Origin of the sequence: Burkholderia singularis (genome assembly GCF_001718875.1) — a bacterium.
In the GTDB taxonomy this organism is placed as follows: domain Bacteria; phylum Pseudomonadota; class Gammaproteobacteria; order Burkholderiales; family Burkholderiaceae; genus Burkholderia; species Burkholderia singularis.
In genome coordinates this window covers 2106166-2126929 of sequence record NZ_CP013448.1, presented here as the reverse complement: position 1 = coordinate 2126929, position 20764 = coordinate 2106166, and the positions used below count along the sequence as shown (strand labels likewise).

Annotated in this window: 17 protein-coding genes and 1 pseudogene; 7 read left to right on the top strand and 11 right to left on the bottom strand. The window is 66.1% G+C overall.

Going from position 1 to position 20764, the window contains the following annotated elements; genetic code table 11:
- Window positions 1-93: 93 nt before the first annotated feature.
- Window positions 94-525: a PGDYG domain-containing protein gene (locus AQ611_RS09695; protein ID WP_069234355.1), complete on the top strand. Its 432-nt coding sequence runs from the start codon at window positions 94-96 to the stop codon at window positions 523-525.
- Window positions 526-568: 43 nt separating this feature from the next.
- Here the strand turns inward: AQ611_RS09695 and AQ611_RS09690 are convergent, their stop codons facing one another.
- The 7 genes from AQ611_RS09690 to AQ611_RS09660 form a co-directional block, all read right to left on the bottom strand.
- Window positions 569-931, bottom strand: a complete 363-nt coding sequence (locus AQ611_RS09690) for a DUF3022 domain-containing protein (RefSeq protein ID WP_069234354.1) — start codon at window positions 929-931, stop codon at window positions 569-571.
- Between the two features lie 13 nt (window positions 932-944).
- Window positions 945-1739, bottom strand: a complete 795-nt coding sequence (locus AQ611_RS09685) for a YhfC family glutamic-type intramembrane protease (protein ID WP_069234353.1) — start codon at window positions 1737-1739, stop codon at window positions 945-947.
- 52 nt (window positions 1740-1791) lie between these two features.
- On the bottom strand, window positions 1792-2835 hold the full coding sequence (locus tag AQ611_RS09680; protein ID WP_069234352.1) for a LacI family DNA-binding transcriptional regulator: 1044 nt from the start codon (window positions 2833-2835) through the stop codon (window positions 1792-1794).
- Window positions 2836-3143: 308 nt separating this feature from the next.
- Window positions 3144-4121: an NAD(P)-dependent oxidoreductase gene (locus tag AQ611_RS09675; RefSeq protein ID WP_069234351.1), complete on the bottom strand. Its 978-nt coding sequence runs from the start codon at window positions 4119-4121 to the stop codon at window positions 3144-3146.
- Between the two features lie 4 nt (window positions 4122-4125).
- The gene (locus tag AQ611_RS09670) at window positions 4126-5403 is read right to left on the bottom strand and encodes an MFS transporter (protein WP_069234350.1); all 1278 of its coding nucleotides are present in this window, start codon (window positions 5401-5403) and stop codon (window positions 4126-4128) included.
- 253 nt (window positions 5404-5656) lie between these two features.
- Window positions 5657-6622, bottom strand: coding sequence for a sugar kinase (locus AQ611_RS09665; protein ID WP_069234349.1), 966 nt, complete (start codon window positions 6620-6622; stop codon window positions 5657-5659).
- A 111-nt stretch (window positions 6623-6733) separates the two neighbouring features.
- The gene (locus AQ611_RS09660) at window positions 6734-7504 is read right to left on the bottom strand and encodes a sugar phosphate isomerase/epimerase family protein (protein WP_069234348.1); all 771 of its coding nucleotides are present in this window, start codon (window positions 7502-7504) and stop codon (window positions 6734-6736) included.
- 311 nt (window positions 7505-7815) lie between these two features.
- Here AQ611_RS09660 and AQ611_RS09655 point away from each other — a divergent pair, with 311 nt between their 5' ends.
- Complete coding sequence (locus AQ611_RS09655) at window positions 7816-8169, top strand: SdpI family protein (protein ID WP_069234347.1); 354 nt, start codon at window positions 7816-7818, stop codon at window positions 8167-8169.
- 31 nt (window positions 8170-8200) lie between these two features.
- Here the strand turns inward: AQ611_RS09655 and AQ611_RS09650 are convergent.
- Window positions 8201-9103 (bottom strand): annotated as a pseudogene (locus AQ611_RS09650) (LysR family transcriptional regulator); the annotation flags it as partial.
- A 115-nt stretch (window positions 9104-9218) separates the two neighbouring features.
- Here AQ611_RS09650 and AQ611_RS09645 point away from each other — a divergent pair.
- Complete coding sequence (locus AQ611_RS09645) at window positions 9219-10283, top strand: YeiH family protein (protein WP_069234346.1); 1065 nt, start codon at window positions 9219-9221, stop codon at window positions 10281-10283.
- A gap of 117 nt (window positions 10284-10400) precedes the next feature.
- Window positions 10401-12140: a ClcB-like voltage-gated chloride channel protein gene (locus AQ611_RS09640; protein WP_069234345.1), complete on the top strand. Its 1740-nt coding sequence runs from the start codon at window positions 10401-10403 to the stop codon at window positions 12138-12140.
- A 42-nt stretch (window positions 12141-12182) separates the two neighbouring features.
- Here the strand turns inward: AQ611_RS09640 and AQ611_RS09635 are convergent, their stop codons facing one another.
- Entirely contained in the window at window positions 12183-12803 is a 621-nt protein-coding gene (locus tag AQ611_RS09635) for a TetR/AcrR family transcriptional regulator (protein ID WP_069234344.1), read from the bottom strand.
- 196 nt (window positions 12804-12999) lie between these two features.
- Here AQ611_RS09635 and AQ611_RS09630 point away from each other — a divergent pair, with 196 nt between their 5' ends.
- Genes AQ611_RS09630 through AQ611_RS09620 form a run of 3 tightly spaced genes read left to right on the top strand, consistent with a single transcriptional unit; the run spans window position 13000 to window position 18997 of the window.
- Window positions 13000-14118, top strand: a complete 1119-nt coding sequence (locus tag AQ611_RS09630; RefSeq protein WP_069234343.1) for an efflux RND transporter periplasmic adaptor subunit — start codon at window positions 13000-13002, stop codon at window positions 14116-14118.
- Window positions 14115-17309 carry an efflux RND transporter permease subunit gene (locus AQ611_RS09625; protein WP_069234342.1) on the top strand — a complete coding sequence of 1065 codons (3195 nt, stop codon included), beginning with the start codon at window positions 14115-14117 and terminating at the stop codon, window positions 17307-17309. Before AQ611_RS09630 ends, AQ611_RS09625 begins: the two co-directional genes overlap by 4 nt.
- A 2-nt stretch (window positions 17310-17311) precedes the next feature.
- Window positions 17312-18997, top strand: a complete 1686-nt coding sequence (locus AQ611_RS09620) for an efflux transporter outer membrane subunit (protein ID WP_335645230.1) — start codon at window positions 17312-17314, stop codon at window positions 18995-18997.
- A gap of 177 nt (window positions 18998-19174) precedes the next feature.
- On the opposite strand, the gene AQ611_RS09615 is transcribed toward AQ611_RS09620, so the two are convergent.
- Window positions 19175-20062, bottom strand: a complete 888-nt coding sequence (locus AQ611_RS09615) for a zinc metalloprotease (protein WP_069234341.1) — start codon at window positions 20060-20062, stop codon at window positions 19175-19177.
- 367 nt (window positions 20063-20429) lie between these two features.
- Window positions 20430-20759: a hypothetical protein gene (locus tag AQ611_RS25495; protein WP_146011800.1), complete on the bottom strand. Its 330-nt coding sequence runs from the start codon at window positions 20757-20759 to the stop codon at window positions 20430-20432.
- Window positions 20760-20764: the final 5 nt, after the last annotated feature.

Genomic DNA, 20764 nt, shown 5'->3' with positions numbered 1-20764 from the left:
GCAGTCCAGCGCAGGTGCCCCGCACCGGCGCGCGGCATTCCCGTGCGCGCCGTTTCACGTTAAAGTGTCGCGCTTTGATTGACTCCAACCGACATGATCGAACTGCAAAACGTCGACCTTCGCCACGATCCCGATGCGACGCGCGTCATCAAGGACGAGACGGTCCAGGTCGAATTCGCCGCCCGGCCCGGCGAGCTGATGAGCCTCGAAGGCCCAAACCGGTATGCGGCGGGCGACGCGCTCGTCACCGGTTCGACGGGGGATCGCTGGGTGGTATCGCGCGCGCGCTTCGACGCGAAGTACGTGCCTGCCGCCGCTCACGCGCACGGCGAACCAGGCGCGTATCGCAACCTTCCCGTCGTCGTGCTCGCGAAGCGGATGGAGGCTCCGTTTTCGATCGCACGCTCGGCAGGTGGCGACACGTTGCGCGGCAACGCGGGCGATTGGGTCATGCAGTATGCGCCCGGTGATTACGGCGTCGTCCAGGCCCAACGCTTCGCGCAGGTATATCGCGCGGCACCTTGAGCGGCCGTCGAGTGGCCCGGGCGCGGCTGCCCTGCGCTCTCAATCAAGCAAACTCGTCGCCGAGTTCGACGAGCGCCTCGCGCGGCACCGCCTCGCCGTTCGCATGCCGTTGCTCGAGCGTGCCGAGCATCGCCTCGACGTAGGCGCGCAGCACCGCATGACTGCGCGCACGCTGCATCGGCTTCAATCCGAGATAGCGCTTGAGCGCGGCCGGTGCAATGCGCACGTCGAGCGTCATCTTGCGCGGTGTCGCACCGAAGCGCATCGCCAGCCACTGGACAGCAAGAAACCGCCCGGCGTTATCGGCGCGCTCGGCAAAACGCGTTTGCTCCGGAAACAGGTCGCAGATCACGCGCGCGAGCGCCTCAAATTCCGCGCTTGCGCAGTCGTACTGATAATCGTCCATCGCGCCCTCTCCTTCAGCGTGCTGCCTGTGCCGCCAGGCGGCGGCACTGCTTGATCAATCCGAGCGCGGAACCTGCGGCCAGCAGCAGATACAGCGCGACCATCGATTCGAACGGGACCGTGCCCGCGCCATACAGAATCGACGGCAAATCGATCAATGGATGCACCACGATCAGCAGCGGCAAAATCCACCACTTGCGCGCCTGCACACCCCGCCACATCGCTATCGACAGCACGACCTGGAACAGGAACGCGGCGACGCGCTCGAGCACCGACACCGAGATCGACGAAGCCGACATCGTCGCCAGCATCACCTGGATGCGCAGCGCGAGATCGGGCGGCATCGTCGACAACTGCTCGTTGAGCGCGCCGCGGTTCGCGAGCCATGCGAGATAGGCCCATTGTGCGAGCACGACGACGCCGGCGAACCACGCCTGCGCGCCGCCGAAACCGAGCCCGTAGCCAAGCCCGCGGCCGCCGCCGGCCGACGGGCCGTAGCGTTTCGCGGCGAAGCGCAGCCCGAGATAGCGGCCGGTTTCCTCGAACAGCGCGGCGATGAGCGCGCCCGACACGGCAAACACGGCAGGCTTGGACAACCATGCCACCGTCGCCGGCTGGCTCAGCAACAGCGCATAGAGCCCGCGTTCGAGCAGCGTCGCGAACAGCGTGTAGGCGGCAATGCCGACGATCGCATCGCGCCTGTCGAGCGCGGCGCTCTTGCGGAGCAATCGATAGAGGCCGATCGGCAACAACGCCACGATCAGCGTGGCGACGACGAGCGCGGCCAACGTGACGGGAGCAACAGTCATGACAATCCTTGTTCAAAACGCGCACCGGCTCAGTGCGTGAGCCGCATGATACTCAGCTTGCGGTCGACGCGCGCACGCGCAGCTCGCCGGGCAGCAGCATCTCGCGAAACGCGCCCGTGCCGCCGTCGATCCGCTCATGCACGAATTCGACCGCACGATAGCCGATCGTGTAGGTCGGCTGGCGGATCGTCGTCACGCCGATCAATTCCGCCCAATCAGGATCGTCGATTGCGATCAGCGCGACGCGCGCCGTCCACGCATTGCCGAATCGCGCGTGCAGATGCCGCGCGAGCGCGAGCCCGACAGGCGCGTTCGCCGCGAAGAATGCCGGCCGCGTGCGATGGCCGGCGGCCGCATCGATCCGTGCGTCGAATTCGCTCAGCGCCTCGCGCATCGCGTTGGCATCTTGTAAGTCGAGCACGAGCGTCGGCGCGGGTTGACGGCCGGACGCCGCAAGCTGCGTGCGGAACGCCGCCTCGCGCAGCCGCCGCGAGCTAACGTGCGAAAACGGCTGCACAACGAAATGAATCGATTCGAAACCCTGATCGAACAGATGCCGCAGGGCCAGCTCGACCGCGGCCGTGTTGTCGAGTCCGATGATGTCGGCGTCGAAACCTTCGATGCTGCGATCGACGAGCACCGTCGGAATGCCGCCGCCGCGCAGCGATTTCAGTGCATTCTCGTCGGCGCCGAGCGCGTTGACGACCATCCCCTCGACGCGATAAGTCGTCAGCAATTGCAGATAGCGGCGTTCCATCTCAAGCTCGTTCGCCGCGTGGCAGATGAGCGGCATGTAGCCGAGTGCGTGACACGCGGCTTCGACGCCGCCCAGCACTTCGACGGTATAGGGGTTCGTCAGGTCGGCGGCGAGCAGCCCGAGCAGGCGGTTGCGGCCGCGCTTCAAGCCGCGCGCCATCTGGTTGGGGCGATAGTTCAGGCGCGCAATCGCATCTTCGATGCGCTTGCGCAAGTCGGCAGACAATACGTTCGTTTCGCCGTTCAAATAGCGTGAGACGCTGGTCTTGCCCGTGCCCGCTTCGCGGGCGACGTCGCTGATCGTCGCGGGACGCAACGAGCGGTTTCGAGAATCAGTCACTGGGTCGCCTCGCGACAAGCAGCCCGCGCCGCTGGCCAAACGAGCGGGTCATTGTTGTTCGACGGACCGGCCAACGCGCGATATCTGACGCCAGCCCGATCCGGCCACGCAAAAACGATAGGAAACGGCGCATCGACACGGCGCCTTACGTGCATCGCCGTGCATCTCGCATGGGCGATGAGCGGCGATCATAACGCAGCCCATCGGACCGTACCAAGATGTCCGACTCTAGCGGCGGCGCAAGCGCGTCGCCTCAGTAAGCGGAATGAAGGTTGCGCGGCGCGCCGGGCACGACGCCGGCCGCCGGCTCATTGACCGCCCGCGGCACGCGTCAGCACGTCGCGATTGACGATGTTGCGCGAGAGCTTGCCGTCGAGCGCGGCGATCAGGTTTTCGGCCGCGCAGCGCGCCATCGCGTGCCGCGTCTCGTGCGTGGCCGAGCCGATGTGCGGCAGCGCGACGACGTTCGGCAGTGCCAACAGCGGCGAATCGGCGGCAAGCGGCTCGCGTTCGAACACGTCGAGTCCGGCTGCGCGGATGGTGCCGGCGGCAAGCGCGGCGGCGAGCGCCGTCTCGTCGACCACGGGCCCGCGCGACGCATTCACGAGGATCGCACTACGCTTCATCATCGCCAGCTCGCGCGCGCCGATCAGGTGGCGCGTCTCGTCGGTCAGCGGCACTTGCACGCATACGAAATCGGCCTGCGCCAACAGCGTGTCGAGTTCGACGCGGCGCGCGCCGTACCGCGCCTGCGCGTCGGGATTCGCGCTGCGGTTCGTATATAACACCGGCATCTGGAAGCCGAGCGCCGCGCGCCGCGCCACCGCCGCGCCGATGCGCCCGAGCCCGATGATTCCGAGCGTCTTGCCGTGCACGTCGGTGCCGTACAGCGCTTCGCCGATGCTCTGCCGCCAATTGCCCGCCTTCACGAATTCGGCGAGTTCGACGACGCGCCGCGCGCTCGCAAGCATCAGGGCGAACACCGTATCGGCGGTCGACTCCGTCAGCACGTCCGGCGTATGCGCGAGCACAATGCCGCGCCGGGTCAGATCGTCGACGTCGAAGTTGTCGAAACCGACCGAGATCGTCGACCACGCGCGCAGGCGCGGCGCGCGCTCGAGCAACGCGGGCGTGATCTTCAGGCTCGCGCCGAGCGCGCCTTCGGCGTCGCCGAGCGCTTGCGCCAGCGCGTCGGCGCCGTCGACGATGTCCACGTGCGCGTGCTCGCGCAGATACGCGAGCACGTCGTCAGGCAGCGGCTTGTAGACGACGATACGATGCTTCATCGATTCATTTTCCTTGCAGCGGATGGGCGAGCGGCGGCGCCGTGTCCGCCTGCCGCACCGACAGCGTCAGCACGACGGCCAGCACGAGCGCGGCGCTCATGAAAGCATAGGAGGCGGCGGGCGAGCCCGTCGCGCCGTTCAGATAACCGACGACATACGAGCCGACGAACGAGCCGAGCGCGCCCATGCTGTTGATCAACGCCATCGCGCCGCCCGCGACGTTCTTCGGCAGCAGCTCCGGCACGATCGCGAAGAACGGCCCGTATGGCGCGTACATCGCCGCGCCGGCGACCACGAGCAGCCCGTAGGATATCCAGAAATGCGCGGCGCCCAGCATATACGACGCGGCGAACGCCAGCGCGCCGACGAGCAGGAACGGCCAGACGAAACGCTTGCGCGAACCGAGCTTGTCGGACGCCCACGACGCCGCGAGCATCGCGATCACCGCCGCCAGATATGGCAGCGCCGACAGCCAGCCGGTCTCGACCATGCCGAGCGACGAGCCGCTTTTCACGATCGACGGCAGCCACAGCACGAAACCATACACGCCGATACTCCAGCAAAAATACTGCGCGCACAGCCGGATCACCGCCGGCGAGCGAAACGCGTCGCGATAGTTGCGCACGGGCTTGAGCACCGCCTGCTCTGCCATGAGCGCGGCATCGAGCGCGCGCTTTTCGTCGGCGCTGAGCCAGGCCGCCTGCGCGGGCTTGTCCTGCACGATGAACCACCAGCACACCGCCCAGACGATTGCCGGCACGCCTTCGGCGACGAACATGTGACGCCAGCCGAATTCGTGCACCAGATAGCCCGAGACGACCGACATCCACAGCACAGTCACCGGGTTGCCGAGAATCAGGAACGTGTTCGCGCGTGAGCGCTCGTGCTTCGTGAACCAGTTGCTGATGAAGATCAGCATCGCGGGCATCACCGCTGCTTCGACGACGCCGAGCAGGAAACGGATCGCCATCAGCGACGGGATGTTCGTGACGATCCCCGTCGCCGTCGCGCACGCGCCCCACAGCACGAGGCTCCAGAACACGAGCTTCTTCACGCTGCGCCGTTGCGCGTAGATCGCGCCCGGAATCTGAAAGAAGAAGTAGCCGAGAAAGAACAGTGCGCCGATCAGCGACGACAGCGCCTTGCTGATGCCGAGATCTTGATTGATGCCGGCCGCGGCGGCAAATCCGTAATTCGCGCGATCGAGATAGGCGAGGCTATACGTGATGAAGACGATCGGCATGATCGTCCACCAGCGGCGAGGCGCAAGTATTGCTGGCATGAAGCGTGTCCCCAGTGTCGATGTCGATGGGAGTTGGCGCTTTAGCGCTTACTCCCATCCCATGCCACGGTTGGATGGAGTGCGTGCTTCAGCACCTGCTCCGTCCCCTTGGCGCTCGATCGGAGTGGGCGCTGAAGCGCCCACTCCGATCCCTTATCACCCGCGCGGCATACGCTGCCGGCGCGCGGCTCGCCGCGATTGCGTCCACCCGGAGCCGGCACGAACGGCCCGCCGCGCGCCCGCCCCCCGTCCGTCAATCGGCCCGGTCGGCCGCGCTTTCGATCCGATCGAGCTGCGCGCGCGTCGGCAAGCCTTCCGAATCGCCGATCACCTGGATCGCGAGCGCACCGATGCGATTGCCGCGCACCACCGCCTCGGTGATCGCGCGGCCTTCGAGCAGCGCGCTGACGACGCCGACCGCAAAGCCGTCGCCCGCACCGACGGTATCGACGACCCGTTCGACACGCTCGGCCGCCACCGTGCCCTCGTCCCCGTCGGCCGTCCGGAAGTACGCGCCTTCGGCGCCGAGCTTGATGACCACGCCGCGCGCGCCGCGCGCCAGATAGAACTCCGCTATATCGGCGGGCGCATCGCGGCCGGTGAGCTGCCGGCCTTCGGCCAGCCCCGGCAGCACCCAGTCGGCGAGCGCCGCGAGCGCGTTCAGCGTGCTCGCCATCGCGTCGGGCGACGGCCATAGCGTGGGCCGCAAATTCGGATCGAACGACACCGTCTTGCCTGCGTCGCGCATCGCGTGCGCGAGATGAAACGCGAGTTCGCGCGACGTATCGGACAATGCGGGCGCAACGCCAGTCAAATGCAGATGCCGGGCGCCCAGCACATATTCGGCGACGTAGTCATCGAGCGACAGACGGCTCGCGGCCGAGCCCTTGCGAAAATATTCGACCACCGGGTCCGCGCCGTGCATCGCACGCGACTTCAACTGAAAGCCGGTCGGATAACGCGCATCGACGCTCACACACGACGCGTCGATGTGCTCGCGCGCGAGCGTGTCGAGCACATAGCGGCCAAACGAGTCCTGGCCGATGCGGCTCACCCAGCCGACCTGGAAACCCAGCCGCGCGAAGCCAATCGCGACGTTCAGTTCGGCGCCCGCGATGCGCTTGGCGAAATGCGTCGCGCTTTCCAGCGGGCCGGGCTCGTCGGCGACGAACATCGCCATCGCTTCGCCATAGGTAATGACGTCGAGCGGGACTTGCATGATATTGAATGGCTCCTTCTTGATCGTGACAGTGGGCATCGTTGTATGCGCCGCTCGCGGCGCGGCGCCGGTGTCAAGCTTAGCCCGTTGGGGACCGGGCGGGCAGCTCCGTCATGCGGCCGCGAGCCACGCCACGCGCGCCGCCGCGTCGTCGGCGAGCCGCGCGGCGTCGAGTGCAAACTCGATGCCGCGCGGCGCGGCAGCCGGCAGCAGCGCGAGCGCGTCGGTGCAAAGCCGGTCGTGCGGCGGCGGCGCGATCGCGAAACGGCGCGCGCCCGCGCCGTCGACGGCCTTGCAATGCACGTATTCGACATGCGGCGCGAGCGCGCGCGCCGCGTCGAGCGGTGCTTCGCCCGCCCACAGCCAATTGCCGATGTCGAACGTCATGCCGACGAGCGCGGGCATTCGCTCGTCGCGCAGCGCGGCAAACAGCGACACGAACTGCGCAAGTGCGCCGCCTTGCCGCAATTGGCCGTTCTCGACGAGCACGCGCATGCGGGCGGGCGCGCGTTCGAGCAAGTCGGCAAGCTGCGCCGCCTGGGTGCGGGATGCGAAAGCGCCGAGCTGGAACTTCACGAAGCGCGCGCCGAGCGCGCCGGCCGCATCGAGCGTCGCGGCAACGGCCTGGCGGTTCAGTGTGCCGTCATCCGCGTAGAGCGTGTCGGGCGTCGAATATACGGACCACAGGCCGGCCGCGGCGATTGCGCCGCCCAGCTGCGCGAGCGCTCGCGGCGACGCGTCGTCGTCAGACGCGAACAACTCGCGCCGCACTTCGAAGCCGGCCGCGCCGGCTTCGGCCGTCGCATCGATAAACGCGCGATGCCCGTCGCGCCGCACCGCGTGCGTTCCGAATGCGCTTGCCACGATCACGATGTCGACCATGCTTCGCCTGCCCCTTTTCCATGTCGATGGATAGCGTATTTGATGGATGGAACCGGTTCCATTCATATTTGCGCTCATGGTGCGCCGAGTGTCCGACATAGACCATAGAGGAAATCCCTAGGCGAACACCCGCCGACCCGGCCGTTGCGGCGCGCCGGCGCCACGCGATCATGCGCGCGCGGCGCACAATATCGGGGATGGCCGTCTGGCGCGCCGGTGTGATCTGTATGCCGGGTTCCATACGCGCCGCGCGAAGGAAACGCGCCGCCCATTCGTCTGCCGCCGCCTCAAAGTCAAAAGGAGCCCGCCGCATGCCCGACCTTCCGCCTACCATGCTGTTTCTGCTTGCCGGCGCGTCGTTCTTCTTGATCGCCGTGCCGCTTGCCGCGCAATGGATCAAGCCCAACCGTTTTTACGGCGTCCGGCTGAGCGCTACGTTGCGCGACGAAGCCGTCTGGTATCGCTGCAACCGGATTTTCGGCGTCGCGCTGATGATCACGAGCGCCGTCTATGTCGCCGCGCTCGAATACTGCACGCTCCGCGGCATCCCCGTGCCCCGCCTTACGCTGCTGACAACGCTGGCCGTCGCCGTCGCGATCCCGACCGGGCTTTGCTTGATCGCACTCAAACCGCCTGGCGGCCGTCAACGCGGCGCGCGCCGCTAAGCGCCGCGCTTCGCACCGGACGCCCGTCAACCGCAACCGGCACACGCGCCATGCACAGCTCGAGAAACCGCGCGGCCGCGCGTGACGGCGTCGCGCCATGCGGCACGAGGATCGAGAAATGCCGTTTGAGCGGTTGCGGCGCGATCGATAGCATCGCGAGCGCCGCATCGTCGTGCCTGAGCGACATCGCCGACACGAAACCGATTCCCATCCCCGCCCGCACCGCCTCCTTCACCGCCTCGACGCCCGCAATCTCGAAGGCGACCGACAGCGGTGCCGCGGCAAGCGCGAACGCACGCTCGACAAGCTGCCGCACGCCCGAGCCCGCCTCGCGCAGCACCAGCGGATAGGCGGCCAGTTCAGTGAGCGTCGCGCCCGGCCGCTTGCCAGCGCGCACGCGCGCGGCGAGCGGATGGGCAGCCGGCACGATCGCGACGATCTCGTCGTCGCACCATTGACGAACCGTCGTGCCCACCGGCAGCGGGTCGCCGGGGGGGCCTTCGATCAGCGCGACGTCGAGCGCCGCGAGCGATGCAACGACCTCGGCCGTATTGCCGCTCATGGTCTGAATCACGACCTCGGGCGCGAGCGGCTGAAATTCGGCGAGCAGATACGGCAGCAGATAGCTGGCGGGCGTCGTGCTCGCGCCGACTCGCAGCGTGCCGCGCTCGAGCCCGCGCACCGCGTCGCGGTACGCGCGCGCTTGGGCGAACGTATCGCGCAACTGCGCGGCATGCCGCGCAAGCGCCTCGCCGACGGGGGTCAATCGCACACCGCGCCCGTCGCGCAGATACAGCGGCTCGCCGAATTCGTCCTGCAACTGGCGCAACTGGCCCGACACGGCCGGCTGCGACAAATGCAGCGCGAGCGCCGCTCGGCTGATGTTCCGATGCTCGGCGACGGCGGCGAATGTTATCAGTTGGTCCGGGGTCATCTCATAAAAATATCAAGTTTTCCGATATTTTACGTCACAAATCACAATTTTTCATATTCATATATTCAAAATAGGATTAGGACCGTTACCATTCCAACCATATTGAAACCACGCCATGTCCACGGTCCCTTCTCCTCATCTGAGCGCCGCGGCGCCGTCGGTGCGCGGCAAGCTCAACGGCATCCTGTTCGTTGCGCTGTTCGCGCTCGCCGTCACGAGCATCGCGCAGACGCCCGCCGTCGCACACTTCGGCCTGAGCCCGTTAATCGTCGGCATTGTCGCGGGCGCGCTGTACGGCAACCTGCTGCGCGACGGCATGCCCGCGAGCTGGGCGGCCGGCGTCGATTTCTCCGCGCGCAAGCTGCTGCGGATCGCCGTCGCGTTTTTCGGGTTGCGCGTGAGCCTGCAGGAGATCGCGCAAGTCGGGCTGCCGGGGCTCGCGGTATCGGCGCTCGTGGTCGTCAGCACGCTCGCCGTCGGCACCTGGGCCGGCATCAAGCTGATGAAGCTGGACCGTGATTCGGCGCTGCTCACCGCCGCGGGCAGCGCGATCTGCGGCGCGGCCGCGGTGCTCGCGTTCGAATCGACGCTGCGCTCGAAACCGCATCAGAGCGCGATGGCGGTCGGCAGCGTCGTGCTGTTCGGCACGCTGTCGATGTTTGCCTACCCGTTCGCGTATCGCGCCGGTTGGCTGCCGCTCGACGCGACGGGCCTCGGCCTTTTCTTCGGCGGCACGATCCACGAGGTTGCGCAAGTGGTCGGCGCGGCCAGCGACGTGAGCCCCGAAGTCGCGCGGGTGGCAACGATCGTCAAGATGACGCGCGTGATGCTGCTCGTGCCGGTGCTGCTCGTGCTCGGCGCTTGGCTCGCCCGCTCGGCCAAGCATACGGCGGCCGGGCACGGAGCGCGCAAGCTCGCGGTGCCGTGGTTCGCGCTCGGCTTTCTCGGCTTCGTCGTCGTGAATTCGCTGCAGATGCTGCCCGCCAACATGACGAGCGCGCTCAACGCACTCGACACGTTCGCGCTGACGATGGCGATGACCGCGCTCGGCATCGAGACCCGGATGTCGCAGATCCGCGCCGCCGGCCCGCGCGCGCTCGTCACCGGTCTGATCCTTTATGTGTGGTTGACGGTCGGCGGCTATGCGATCGTCTGGGCGACGCAGCGCTGGCTTGGTTAAACGCTCGCCGCTCTTTTTCGCCGCCGCGCCGCGTCGGCCGGGTCCACGCAACGGATTCGGCCGGCACGGCGCGGTGCTATTCTTCCGCTCGATTTCATTCGCCGAAGCGCTTCAGCCGTGCTCTCGTTCCTGCTAAAGCTGCGCACCCGCGCGCAAACCCTGTTCCGCCTGTCCGATGCGCACACGATGCTCGTCTGGTCCGTCATCGTCGGTATTGGCGGCGCGCTCGCGACGGTCGCGTTTCGCGAAGGCATCGAGCTGATCCAGCGCCTGCTGAGCGGATCGAGCGGCAGCTTCACCGAGATGGCGCGGCGCGTGCCGCCGCTCGCCCGTATCGCGCTACCCGCCGCAGGCGGCTTCGTCGCCGGGTGCGTGCTGCTGATCGCGCAGCGCGGCGCGCCGCCGGACGGCAAATCCGACTATATGGAGGCCGTCGCGCTCGGCGACGGCGTCGTGCCCGTGCGGCAAAGCCTCTGGCGCAGCGCGTCGTCGCTCCTGACGATCGGCAGCGGCGGCTCGATCGGCCGCGAAGGGCCGATGGTTCAACTGGCCGCGCTGGTCGCGTCGCTCGTCGGCCGCTTTGCGCACTTCGATCCGTCGCGGCTGCGCCTGCTCGTCGCGTGCGGCGCCGCGGCGGGCATCACCGCCGCGTACAACGCGCCGATCGCGGGCGCGTTCTTCGTCTGCGAGATCGTGCTCGGTTCGATCGCGATGGAAAGCTTCGGGCCGATCGTCGTCTCGTCGGTCGTCTCGAACATCGTGATGCGCGAATTCGCCGGCTACCGGCCGCCCTACGAGATGCCCGTGTTCCCGCCCGTCACCGGCTGGGAAGTGCTGCTCTTCGTCGCGCTCGGCCTCATTTGCGGCGCCGCCGCGCCGCAGTTCCTGCATCTTCTCGACGCGTCGAAAGCGCAGTTCCGCCGCCTGCCCGTGCCGCTGCCCGTGCGGCTCGCGGTGGGCGGCCTGGTCGTCGGCGTGATCTCGGTATGGGTGCCCGACGTCTGGGGCAACGGCTACAGCGTGGTCAACGCGATCCTGCATTCGCCGTGGACCTGGCAGGCGCTCGTCACGGTGCTCGTCTGCAAGCTGATCGCGACCGCGGCGACCGCGGGCTCGGGCGCGGTCGGCGGGATCTTCACGCCGACGCTTTTCACGGGCGCCGTGTTCGGCTCGCTGTTCGGCATCGCGCTGCATGCGTTGATGCCCGCGCACGTATCTGCGTGGTACGCGTATGCGATGGTCGGCATGGGCGCATTCCTCGCGGGCGCGACACAGGCGCCGCTGATGGCGATCCTGATGATCTTTGAGATGACGCTCAGCTATCAGGTCGTGCTGCCGCTGATGGTGTCGTGCGTCGTCGCGTATTTTGCCGCGCGCGCGCTCGGCAAGACGTCGATGTACGAAATCACACTGCGCCGCCATCGCGACGACGAGGCGCGCATGCGGCTGCGCGCCGCGCAAATGCGCGATCTGATCCAACCCGCGGCAACCGTCGTGCCGCTGACGGCGAGCGTGGCCGACATGACGCGCGTGTTCCTCGAATACCCGGTCAAATACCTGTACGTGACCGACGAGGCCGGACGCTTTCGCGGCGCGGTCGCGCTCAAGGACATCACGTCGGATCTGCTCGAAAAGCGCGACACCACGCACAAGAGCGCCGCGAACTACCTGCACACGCCGTTTCCGCTGCTCACGCCGGACATGCCGATCGCCACCGCGCTCGAGCATTTCATGCGGTTCCAGGGCGAGCGGCTGCCGGTGATCGAATGCGCCGACAAGCCGACGCTCGCGGGGGTGGTCTACAAGACTGCGCTGCTCGACGCTTACCGGCGGATGAACGCCGATCTCGGGCGCTGAGCGCGCCCGAGCGGCCCCGCCCTCGCGCGCCGCGCCGGCCCGTCAGTCCGGCGCGCGGCCAAGCACCACGCGCGAGAAGAAACCGGCCAACACCGTTTGCGTGGTATCGGCCGTCACGCACCGCGGATCGGCGAGATGGTACGACTGCACGCCGTCGCATAAGCCCATCAGGCCGAGCGCGAGCACGTCGGCCGGCAGCAGCAGCGGCGTGCCCACTCGCTCGCTGAACGTGCGGATGTAGTGCGCCAGGTAATCGAGCTTTTCCTTGACGAATTCGTTGTACTGCGCGCGGAACTTCGCGTCGCGCATCGCCTGTAGCTTCGCCTCGCCCCAGAGCACGAGCGTCGGATCGTCGCGAAAGAGCCGGCTATACAGGCGTAGCGCGTTCGCCTCCATTTGCTCGCGCGTGCCGCCGGCATCGAAAATCTCCTCGAGTTCGCGCTCCGCCCTTTCGTGGTCGCGCTTGAGCAGTTCGATCAACAGTTCCGCCTTGCTGCGGAAATTCGAATAGAACGCGCCGCGCGTAAAGCCTGCCGCCGACGCGATGTCCTCCACGCTGGTCGCGCCGTACCCCTTTTTTGCGAAAGTGGCATGCGCGGCGTTGAGCAGACGCTCGCGCGTCAGATCCTTGCTTTGTTCTCGAGTCAGGCGGGTCGGCTTCATGACGCGCAAGTCTAGCACTTTCCGAACAATCAAAACACCTTTGCATTCAAATACAACCCTGTATTAGAATGCATTCCGGTTTTTCAGTAAGCAAAAAGGTCGCCGATCTTGCGATTACTGCCGCCTTCGACTTACCGGCACGTGCCGCCGGTCTGTCGCGCTCTTTCCGCTTTCCTCCAGCCGAGGAGTTACCGTCGTGAATCGTTCCGGTTTTCGCATTGCGCTGTCGATCGGGGCCGCGCTTGCCGTCACCGCGTGCCATCGCCCTGAAGCGGCACCGCCCGCCCTGCGCCCGGTAGTCGCGGTGCCCGTTCAGGCGGACGGCGCCGCCGCTGCCGCGTCGCTGCCCGGCGAAATCCAGCCGCGCTACGCGACGCCGCTGTCGTTCCGGATCGCCGGCAAGATCGTCGAGCGCAAGGTGCGCCTGGGCGACACCGTGCAAAAGGGGCAAGTCGTCGCGCTGCTCGATACCTCCGACGTCGCGAAAAACGCCGCCAGCGCGCAAGCGCAGCTCGATGCCGCCACGCATGCGCTGACCTACGCGCAACAACAGCTCGAACGAGACCGTGCGCAAGCGCGCGAAAACCTGATCGCGCCCGCGCAGCTCGAGCAGACCGAAAACGCTTATGCATCGGCGCGCGCGCAGCGCGATCAGGCCGCGCAGCAGCTCGCGCTCGCGAAAAACCAGCTCCAGTACGCGACGCTCGTTGCCGATCACGCGGGCTACATCACCGCCGAGCAGGCGGACACCGGGCAAAACGTGTCGGCCGGTCAGGCCGTCTATCAGCTCGCGTGGTCCGGCGACGTCGACGTCGTCACCGACGCGCCGGAAAGCACGCTGTCGCTCGTGAGCGTGGGTCACGCGGCACGCGTGACGCTGCCGTCGCTGCCCGGCCGCGCGTTCGATGCACGCGTGCGCGAAATCGCGCCTGCCGCCGATACGCAAAGCCGCACGTACCGCGTGAAGCTCACGCTCGAAAAGCCCGACCCCGCGGTACGGCTCGGGATGACCGCGAACGTCTCGTTCGCTGCCGCACCGGGCAACGCGCCCGCCGCCGGCGTGCAACGCTTCACGCTGCCGTCGACCGCGCTCTTTCATTCGGGCAACGCGCCGGCAGTGTGGGTGGTGCGCACCCGTGACGATACGCTGGAGCTGCGCCGCGTCGACATCGTGCGCTACAACGACAGCACCGTGACCGTCGCAAACGGCATCGCGCCGGGCGAGCGCGTCGTGCTGCAAGGCGTCCATACGGTCAGCGCCGGCGAAAAAGTGCGCGCCGTGCCGCCGCTCCATTCGGAGGACGTCGCGTCATGACGGCCGGCCGTGAAGAAAGCACCCGCTTCAACCTGTCCGCATGGGCGTTGCGTCATCAGGTGCTCGTCATCTACCTGATCGCGCTCGCGACGGTTGCGGGCATCCTCGCGTACACGCGCCTCGCGCAATCGGAAGATCCGCCATTCACGTTCCGCGTGATGGTGATCAGCACGTTCTGGCCCGGCGCGACCGCACGCCAAGTGCAGGAACAGATCACCGACCGGATCGGCCGCAAGTTGCAGGAAACGCCCGCCATCGACAACCTGCGCAGCTACTCGCGCCCCGGCGAATCGCTGGTCTTCTTCGAGATGAAGGAATCGGCGCCGGTGAAGGACGTGCCGCAAACCTGGTATCAGATACGCAAGAAAGTCGGCGACATTGCCGCGACGCTGCCGCCCGGCGTTCAAGGGCCGTTCTTCAACGACGAATTCGGCGACGTCTACACCAACATCTACACGCTCGAAGGCGACGGCTTCTCGCCCGCGCAACTGCATGATTACGCGGACCAGTTGCGCACCGTGCTGCTGCGCGTGCCGGGCGTGGCGAAGGTCGACTATTTCGGCGACCCCAATCAGCGGATCTTCATCGAACTGGACAATGCACGCGTGACGCGGCTCGGCATTTCGCCGCAGCAGATCGCGCAAGCGATCAACGCGCAAAACGACGTCGCCTCGTCCGGCGTGCTGACGGCGACGCACGACCGCGTGTTCATCCGCCCGACGGGCCAGTACGGCAGCGTGGCCGACATTGCCGATACGCTGATCCGGGTCAACGGCCGCTCGTTCCGGCTCGGCGATCTCGCGACCATCCGGCGCGGCTACGACGATCCGCCCGTCACGCAGATGCGCGCGCTCGGCGCGGGCAAAGGCGCTCCGGGCGCGGGCGATCGCCACGCGGCCGGCCGCGCGGTGCTCGGCATCGGCCTCACGATGCAGCCGGGCGGCGACGTGATCCGGCTCGGCCAGGCGCTCGATGCAAAGGCAAAGGAATTGCAGGCCCAGCTTCCCGCCGGCCTCACGCTGACCGAGGTGTCGAGCATGCCGCACACGGTTTCGCGCTCGGTCGACGATTTTCTCGAGGCGGTCGCCGAGGCGGTGGTGATCGTGCTGCTCGTCAGCCTCGTGTCGCTCGGCCTGCGCACCGGGATGATCGTCGTGATCTCGATTCCCGTCGTGCTTGCCGTCACCGCGCTCGTCATGTATCTGTTCGACATCGGGCTGCACAAGGTTTCGCTCGGTACGCTCGTGCTCGCGCTCGGCCTGCTCGTCGACGACGCGATCATCGCGGTGGAAATGATGGCCGTGAAACTCGAACAGGGCTTCAGCCGCGCGCGCGCCGCCGCGTTCGCGTACACCAGCACCGCGTTTCCGATGTTGACGGGCACGCTCGTCACCGTGTCGGGCTTCCTGCCGATCGCGCTCGCGAAATCGAGCACCGGCGAATACACGCGGTCGATCTTCGAGGTATCGGCGATCGCGCTGATCGCGTCATGGTTTGCCGCCGTCGTGCTGATCCCGCTGCTCGGCTATCACATACTGCCCGAGCGCAAACGCGAACCGAACGCCGCCGGCGCGCAAGGCCGCGAGACGGAGCACGGACATGAGCATGAGCACGATATCTACGACACCCGCTTCTATACGCGGCTGCGCGTCTGGGTTCAGTGGTGCATCAAGCGGCGCTTCGTCGTGCTCGCGATCACGGGCGCGCTTTTCGTCGCCGCGCTCGCGGGCTTCACGCTCGTGCCGCAGCAATTCTTCCCGAACTCCGATCGCCCCGAGCTGCTCGTCGATTTGCGGCTGCCCGAGGGCGCGTCGTTCGATGCAACGCTCAAACAGGCCGAACGCCTCGAAAAGCTGCTCGACAAGCGGCCCGAGATCGACCACGCGGTGAGCTTCGTCGGCTCCGGCGCGCCACGCTTCTACCTGCCGCTCGATCAGCAGCTCCAATTGCCGAACTTCGCGCAATTCGTGATCACCGCGAAATCGGTCGACGCGCGCGAGCAGCTCGCCGCGTGGCTCCAGCCGGCGCTGCACGAGCAGTTTCCCGCCGCGCGCACGCGGATCTCGCGCCTCGAAAACGGGCCGCCCGTCGGTTATCCGGTGCAGTTTCGCGTAAGCGGCGACAGCATCGCGACCGTGCGCGCGATCGCCGAGAAAGTCGCGGCGACGGTGCGCGCCGACGCGCACGCCGTCAACGTCCAGTTCGACTGGGACGAGCCGGCCGAACGCTCGGTGCGCTTCGAGCTTGACCAGCAGAAGGCACGCGAGCTGAACGTGACGTCACAGGACGTCGCGGGCTTTCTCGCGCTGACGCTATCCGGCACGACGGTCACGCAATACCGCGAGCGCGACAAGCTGATCGCGGTGGATTTGCGCGCGCCGCGCACGGAGCGTGTCGATCCGGCGAACCTCGCGAGCCTGGCCATGCCGACGCCAAGCGGGCCGGTGCCCCTCGGCTCGCTCGGGCGCTTCACCGACACGCTCGAATACGGCGTGATCTGGGAGCGCAACCGCCAGCCGACGATCACCGTGCAATCCGACGTGACGGCGGGCGCGCAAGGCATCGACGTCACGCATGCGATCGACGCAAAGCTGAACGCCCTGCGCGCGCAGCTGCCCGTCGGCTATCAGATCGAGATCGGCGGCTCGGTCGAGCAAAGCGAGAAAGGCCAAAGCTCGATCAACGCGCAGATGCCGCTGATGGCGATCGCGGTGTTCACGTTGCTGATGATTCAGTTGCAGAGTTTCTCGCGCGTGCTGATGGTCGTGCTGACCGCGCCGCTCGGGATGATCGGTGTCGTCGGCACGCTGCTGCTGTTCGGCAAGCCGTTCGGCTTCGTCGCGATGCTCGGCGTGATCGCGATGTTCGGCATCATCATGCGCAACTCGGTGATTCTCGTCGATCAGATCGAACAGGATATCGCCGCCGGTCATGGCCGCTTCGATGCGATCATCGGCGCGACCGTGCGGCGCTTCCGGCCGATCACGCTGACGGCGGCCGCCGCCGTGCTCGCGCTGATCCCGCTGCTGCGCTCGAACTTCTTCGGCCCGATGGCGACCGCGTTGATGGGCGGCATCACGAGCGCCACCGTGCTCACGCTGTTCTATCTGCCGGCGCTCTATGCCGCGTGGTTCCGCGTCAAGCCGCACGAGCGCGACGCGCAGCCGCCCGCCACGACCACGGGAGCCTGACCATGGGTCCGACGATTCTGCTTTCGCATCGCTTGGCGGCCGCCGCCCGGCACCGCGCGGCCCGGAACGTGGCAGCCGAGCCCGCGGCGCAAGCCGCCGCAATCCGCTCACACGCCGTGCGCACAGAAACGCACGCGGCGGCGCGCGCTTTCGCGTTGCGCCATGCGCATGAATTCCGCCGCGCCGGCGCCGCCGGGCGCGCACACCCGGCCGCCGTGCGCACCGCCGCCGTGGCCGTCGCGACCGCCTTCGCACTCGCCGGCTGCTCGCTGTTCGCACCCAGCGGCGCACCGCCCGCGATGCCGTCGCCCGCGCATTACGGCGCGTTGCCGCTACCCGAGCAGACGGCCGCCGCGCAGGGCGTCGCGCAGCGCTTCGACGTCGGCGCGCAGCCCGTGCCCGACTGGTGGAAACAATACCGGTCGCCCGCGCTCGAAGCGCTCGTCGACGAAGGCTTGCGCAACAGTCCGACGCTGGCCGCAGTCGACAAGAACCTGAACGCGGCGCGCGAGCAATTGCGCGCCCAGGTCGCCAACTCGATGCTGCCGTCGATCGACGCGGGCGGCCAGGCGACGCGTCAGCGTGCGCTCAGCGTTCCGGCATTCGGCCCGCCAACCGTGCTCTATAACGTGTTCGCCGGCCAGCTCCGCGCCAGCTACACGCTCGACTTATTCGGCGCCGCGCGTTTCGCGAACCGCGCGCTCGGCAAGCGCGTCGACATGAGCGCGTATCAGCTCGAATCCGCTCGGCGCTCGCTCGCCGCGAACATCGTCTCGGCGGCGATCACCGCGTCCGCGCTCGACGAACAAGTGACGACTGCCGAGCGGCTCGTCGCGCTCGCGCGCGAGCAGGCAAACGACACGGCGGCCCGCTACCGGCTTGGCGCGGTGTCGCACGCGGACATGCTGAACGCACAGCAAAACGCGGCGTCGCTCGAAGCCAGCCTGCCCCCGCTGCGCCAGCAAGCGCTGAGCACGCGCCACGCGCTCGCCGTGCTGCTCGGCCGCAGGCCGGATCAGGCGCCCGCCGCGCTGCCGCTTGCCGATTTGCATCTGCCGGAAAACGTGCCGGTCGTCGTGCCGTCGACGCTGCTCAAGGCGCGGCCCGACGTGCGCGTGGCCGAAGCGGCGCTGCAGGCGGCCGCGGCCGAAGTGGGCGTCGCAACCGCGCAGTTGTTTCCGCAGCTGTCACTGTCGGCGTCGATGGGTCAGGCCGGCTTCAATTGGCCCGCGATGCTCTCCGGCGCGGGCGCGATCTGGAGCATCGGCGCGTCGCTCACGCAGCCGCTGTTTCACGGCGGCGCGCTGCTCGCGCAACGCCGCGCGGCGCGCGCGACTTATGAAGCGGCTGTCGAGCAGTACAAATCGACCGTGCTCGGCGCATTCCAGAACGTCGCCGATTCGCTCGCCGCGCTCGAGCACGATGCGAGCGCGCTCGACGCGTCGAATCGCGCGGCCGTCGCCGCACGCGGCGCGTTCGACGACACAGCGGCGCGCGTGCGTCTCGGCGCGCTGCCGCCTGCTGCTGCGCGCGCCAGCGAGCAGCAATGGCGCAACGCGCGGCTCGACGAAATCCGTGCCACCAGCGCGCGGCTCGTCGATACGGCGCGGCTGTTCGATGCGATGGGCACGCCGCCCGCGGACGATGATGCCGGTACGAACGCACACGCGCAGCAAGCCAAGGGATGATGCCGCGCATGGCGAGCGGCAGCGGCAACGGGGCCGTTCCGCTGCGGTTTTAGCACAGGCGGGACGAGCGCAAAAAAGCCCTGCAACCATTCAAAGTAATAAGAAAGTTGCAGGGCTTCGTCCCCAACCATATCGCAGGCCAGGCCTGAATCCGGTATGCACCTGCGCAGAGTATTTTTATAGTTCGTCGTGTGGAATGGTTCCATTACAGCTACTCGAACAGCTGGGCTGCTGGCCGCGATTGACGGCCCGCACTGCCTCCCCTTCCGCCTGGCTAATGGCGACATCGTTGCGCGTCAGCGGCCGAGGGTTGCCTTCGTTGTGACGGACCACCATGAAATTCGCCAATATCTGGTTGTCCACGCGAGCCATGATCTCAGCCTGGACAGGGGCATCGGCGATCCGAATGAAAGGCTCGTTTCTATCAGTCGGGTGTGCAAGGCCCATGACATGGCCCAGTTCGTGTTTCGCCACCATCTTCAGCACATAATCCAGCAAACCGGCGCCGCCTCCCGCCACGAGCGGCATGCCGCTCGGAAGATTGAATGCCGGATTCCTGGTGTACATATTATTCGGGGTATCGAATCTATAGGCCGGGTTATTGAAAAAATTTTGAATCCTGTCATGCAGAAAAGCTATTCTGGTAGGTGAATTCAGGCTTATAGTGCCTCTGCTATATAAAAAGTCATACCTCGTATTGGCAATCGCCAAGGGATCGGTATCATCGGTCGCTACGGAATTCCTCCATTCGAAAATCAGATTCGCCCGACTTATATCCGCAGCCGGCTCTAAAACAATATTTGTTCCCGTTAGCTGTACCCGCCACTCTTGAATGGCCTCCAAAATCACCGGCACCAAATCACGGCTATACGTCACTCCGTCGATGTTAATCGTGGCGATCGTCCCGCCCGGAGCAAAAAACCACCGAATCGTTCTTCCATATGCAATTCCCGGATTAAGCGCCACGTTACCTACGCCCAGCAGCGGAACATTGAAATCCAATTGAGCCCGCGCTTGGCCTAAAAATACGAGTGTGAAAAATAACGCAATGATTGACTTTTTCATGCTTATCTCCGATGAATAGTAGGGCCTCTAGAGGAGAAGCTTAAAAACAGCATTCCTTAAAAAAGAACGTGAACATATCTTTAAAATTATTTATCGATGCATTTAGTTAAATCGTTCGCCACCCGCCAAACGGACTATGATCCGAGCGCAGCCTTCTTTTCAATATGGAAACACCCGAATAAAATAAATCATTCAAACCACATTACTTTCACATCACCCCCATAGATATCGTTTTATACGGCTCACATGGATTTTTCACGGAAAATATCAAATTCATCGCGATAAAACACCATCCTTTCTCAAACCTAAAAATCGTCATGGATTGTGCAATTCCGAACCGTCCCGAGAGTCGTGGAGGCAAGTTGATTTAATTCAACGCCGGGCGCGGCGGCGGCATGACTGAGTTGTCGATCGCGGTTTGATTTTGCATCTGCGGGGTTGGATATCGCCAAGTGGTTCCGTCGGCCGATGAGGGTGGAGCGACGCTCTCCCTTCCATCCAAAGTTGCCAACGCACGGAATTCATCCGTTTTCCATGACGTCGGACGATGAATCAGCTTCACGTTCGTATATAAACCGTTGATCATTTCAGTCAGCGCGTTGCCATAGCCGCTCCCCCGGCCGGCGAACGCCCCGCGCCGGTTCAATGGTATCCGGAACGAAATCCTGGTATTCGGTCTGATAATCAGTCTGGTCATCAGTC

What these genes read in the sequence shown, in the direction of transcription:
- AQ611_RS09675 (WP_069234351.1), bottom strand. Translation starts at nt 4,121, where the DNA reads ATGAAGCATCGTATCGTCGTCTACAAGCCGCTGCCTGACGACGTGCTC.
- AQ611_RS09645 (WP_069234346.1), top strand. Translation starts at nt 9,219, where the DNA reads ATGTCCACGGTCCCTTCTCCTCATCTGAGCGCCGCGGCGCCGTCGGTG.
- AQ611_RS09635 (WP_069234344.1), bottom strand. Translation starts at nt 12,803, where the DNA reads ATGAAGCCGACCCGCCTGACTCGAGAACAAAGCAAGGATCTGACGCGC.
- AQ611_RS09670 (WP_069234350.1), bottom strand. Translation starts at nt 5,403, where the DNA reads ATGCCAGCAATACTTGCGCCTCGCCGCTGGTGGACGATCATGCCGATC.
- AQ611_RS25495 (WP_146011800.1), bottom strand. Translation starts at nt 20,759, where the DNA reads ATGACCAGACTGATTATCAGACCGAATACCAGGATTTCGTTCCGGATA.
- AQ611_RS09620 (WP_335645230.1), top strand. Translation starts at nt 17,312, where the DNA reads ATGGGTCCGACGATTCTGCTTTCGCATCGCTTGGCGGCCGCCGCCCGG.
- AQ611_RS09685 (WP_069234353.1), bottom strand. Translation starts at nt 1,739, where the DNA reads ATGACTGTTGCTCCCGTCACGTTGGCCGCGCTCGTCGTCGCCACGCTG.
- AQ611_RS09660 (WP_069234348.1), bottom strand. Translation starts at nt 7,504, where the DNA reads ATGGTCGACATCGTGATCGTGGCAAGCGCATTCGGAACGCACGCGGTG.
- AQ611_RS09655 (WP_069234347.1), top strand. Translation starts at nt 7,816, where the DNA reads ATGCCCGACCTTCCGCCTACCATGCTGTTTCTGCTTGCCGGCGCGTCG.
- AQ611_RS09695 (WP_069234355.1), top strand. Translation starts at nt 94, where the DNA reads ATGATCGAACTGCAAAACGTCGACCTTCGCCACGATCCCGATGCGACG.
- AQ611_RS09625 (WP_069234342.1), top strand. Translation starts at nt 14,115, where the DNA reads ATGACGGCCGGCCGTGAAGAAAGCACCCGCTTCAACCTGTCCGCATGG.
- AQ611_RS09690 (WP_069234354.1), bottom strand. Translation starts at nt 931, where the DNA reads ATGGACGATTATCAGTACGACTGCGCAAGCGCGGAATTTGAGGCGCTC.
- AQ611_RS09615 (WP_069234341.1), bottom strand. Translation starts at nt 20,062, where the DNA reads ATGAAAAAGTCAATCATTGCGTTATTTTTCACACTCGTATTTTTAGGC.
- AQ611_RS09665 (WP_069234349.1), bottom strand. Translation starts at nt 6,622, where the DNA reads ATGCAAGTCCCGCTCGACGTCATTACCTATGGCGAAGCGATGGCGATG.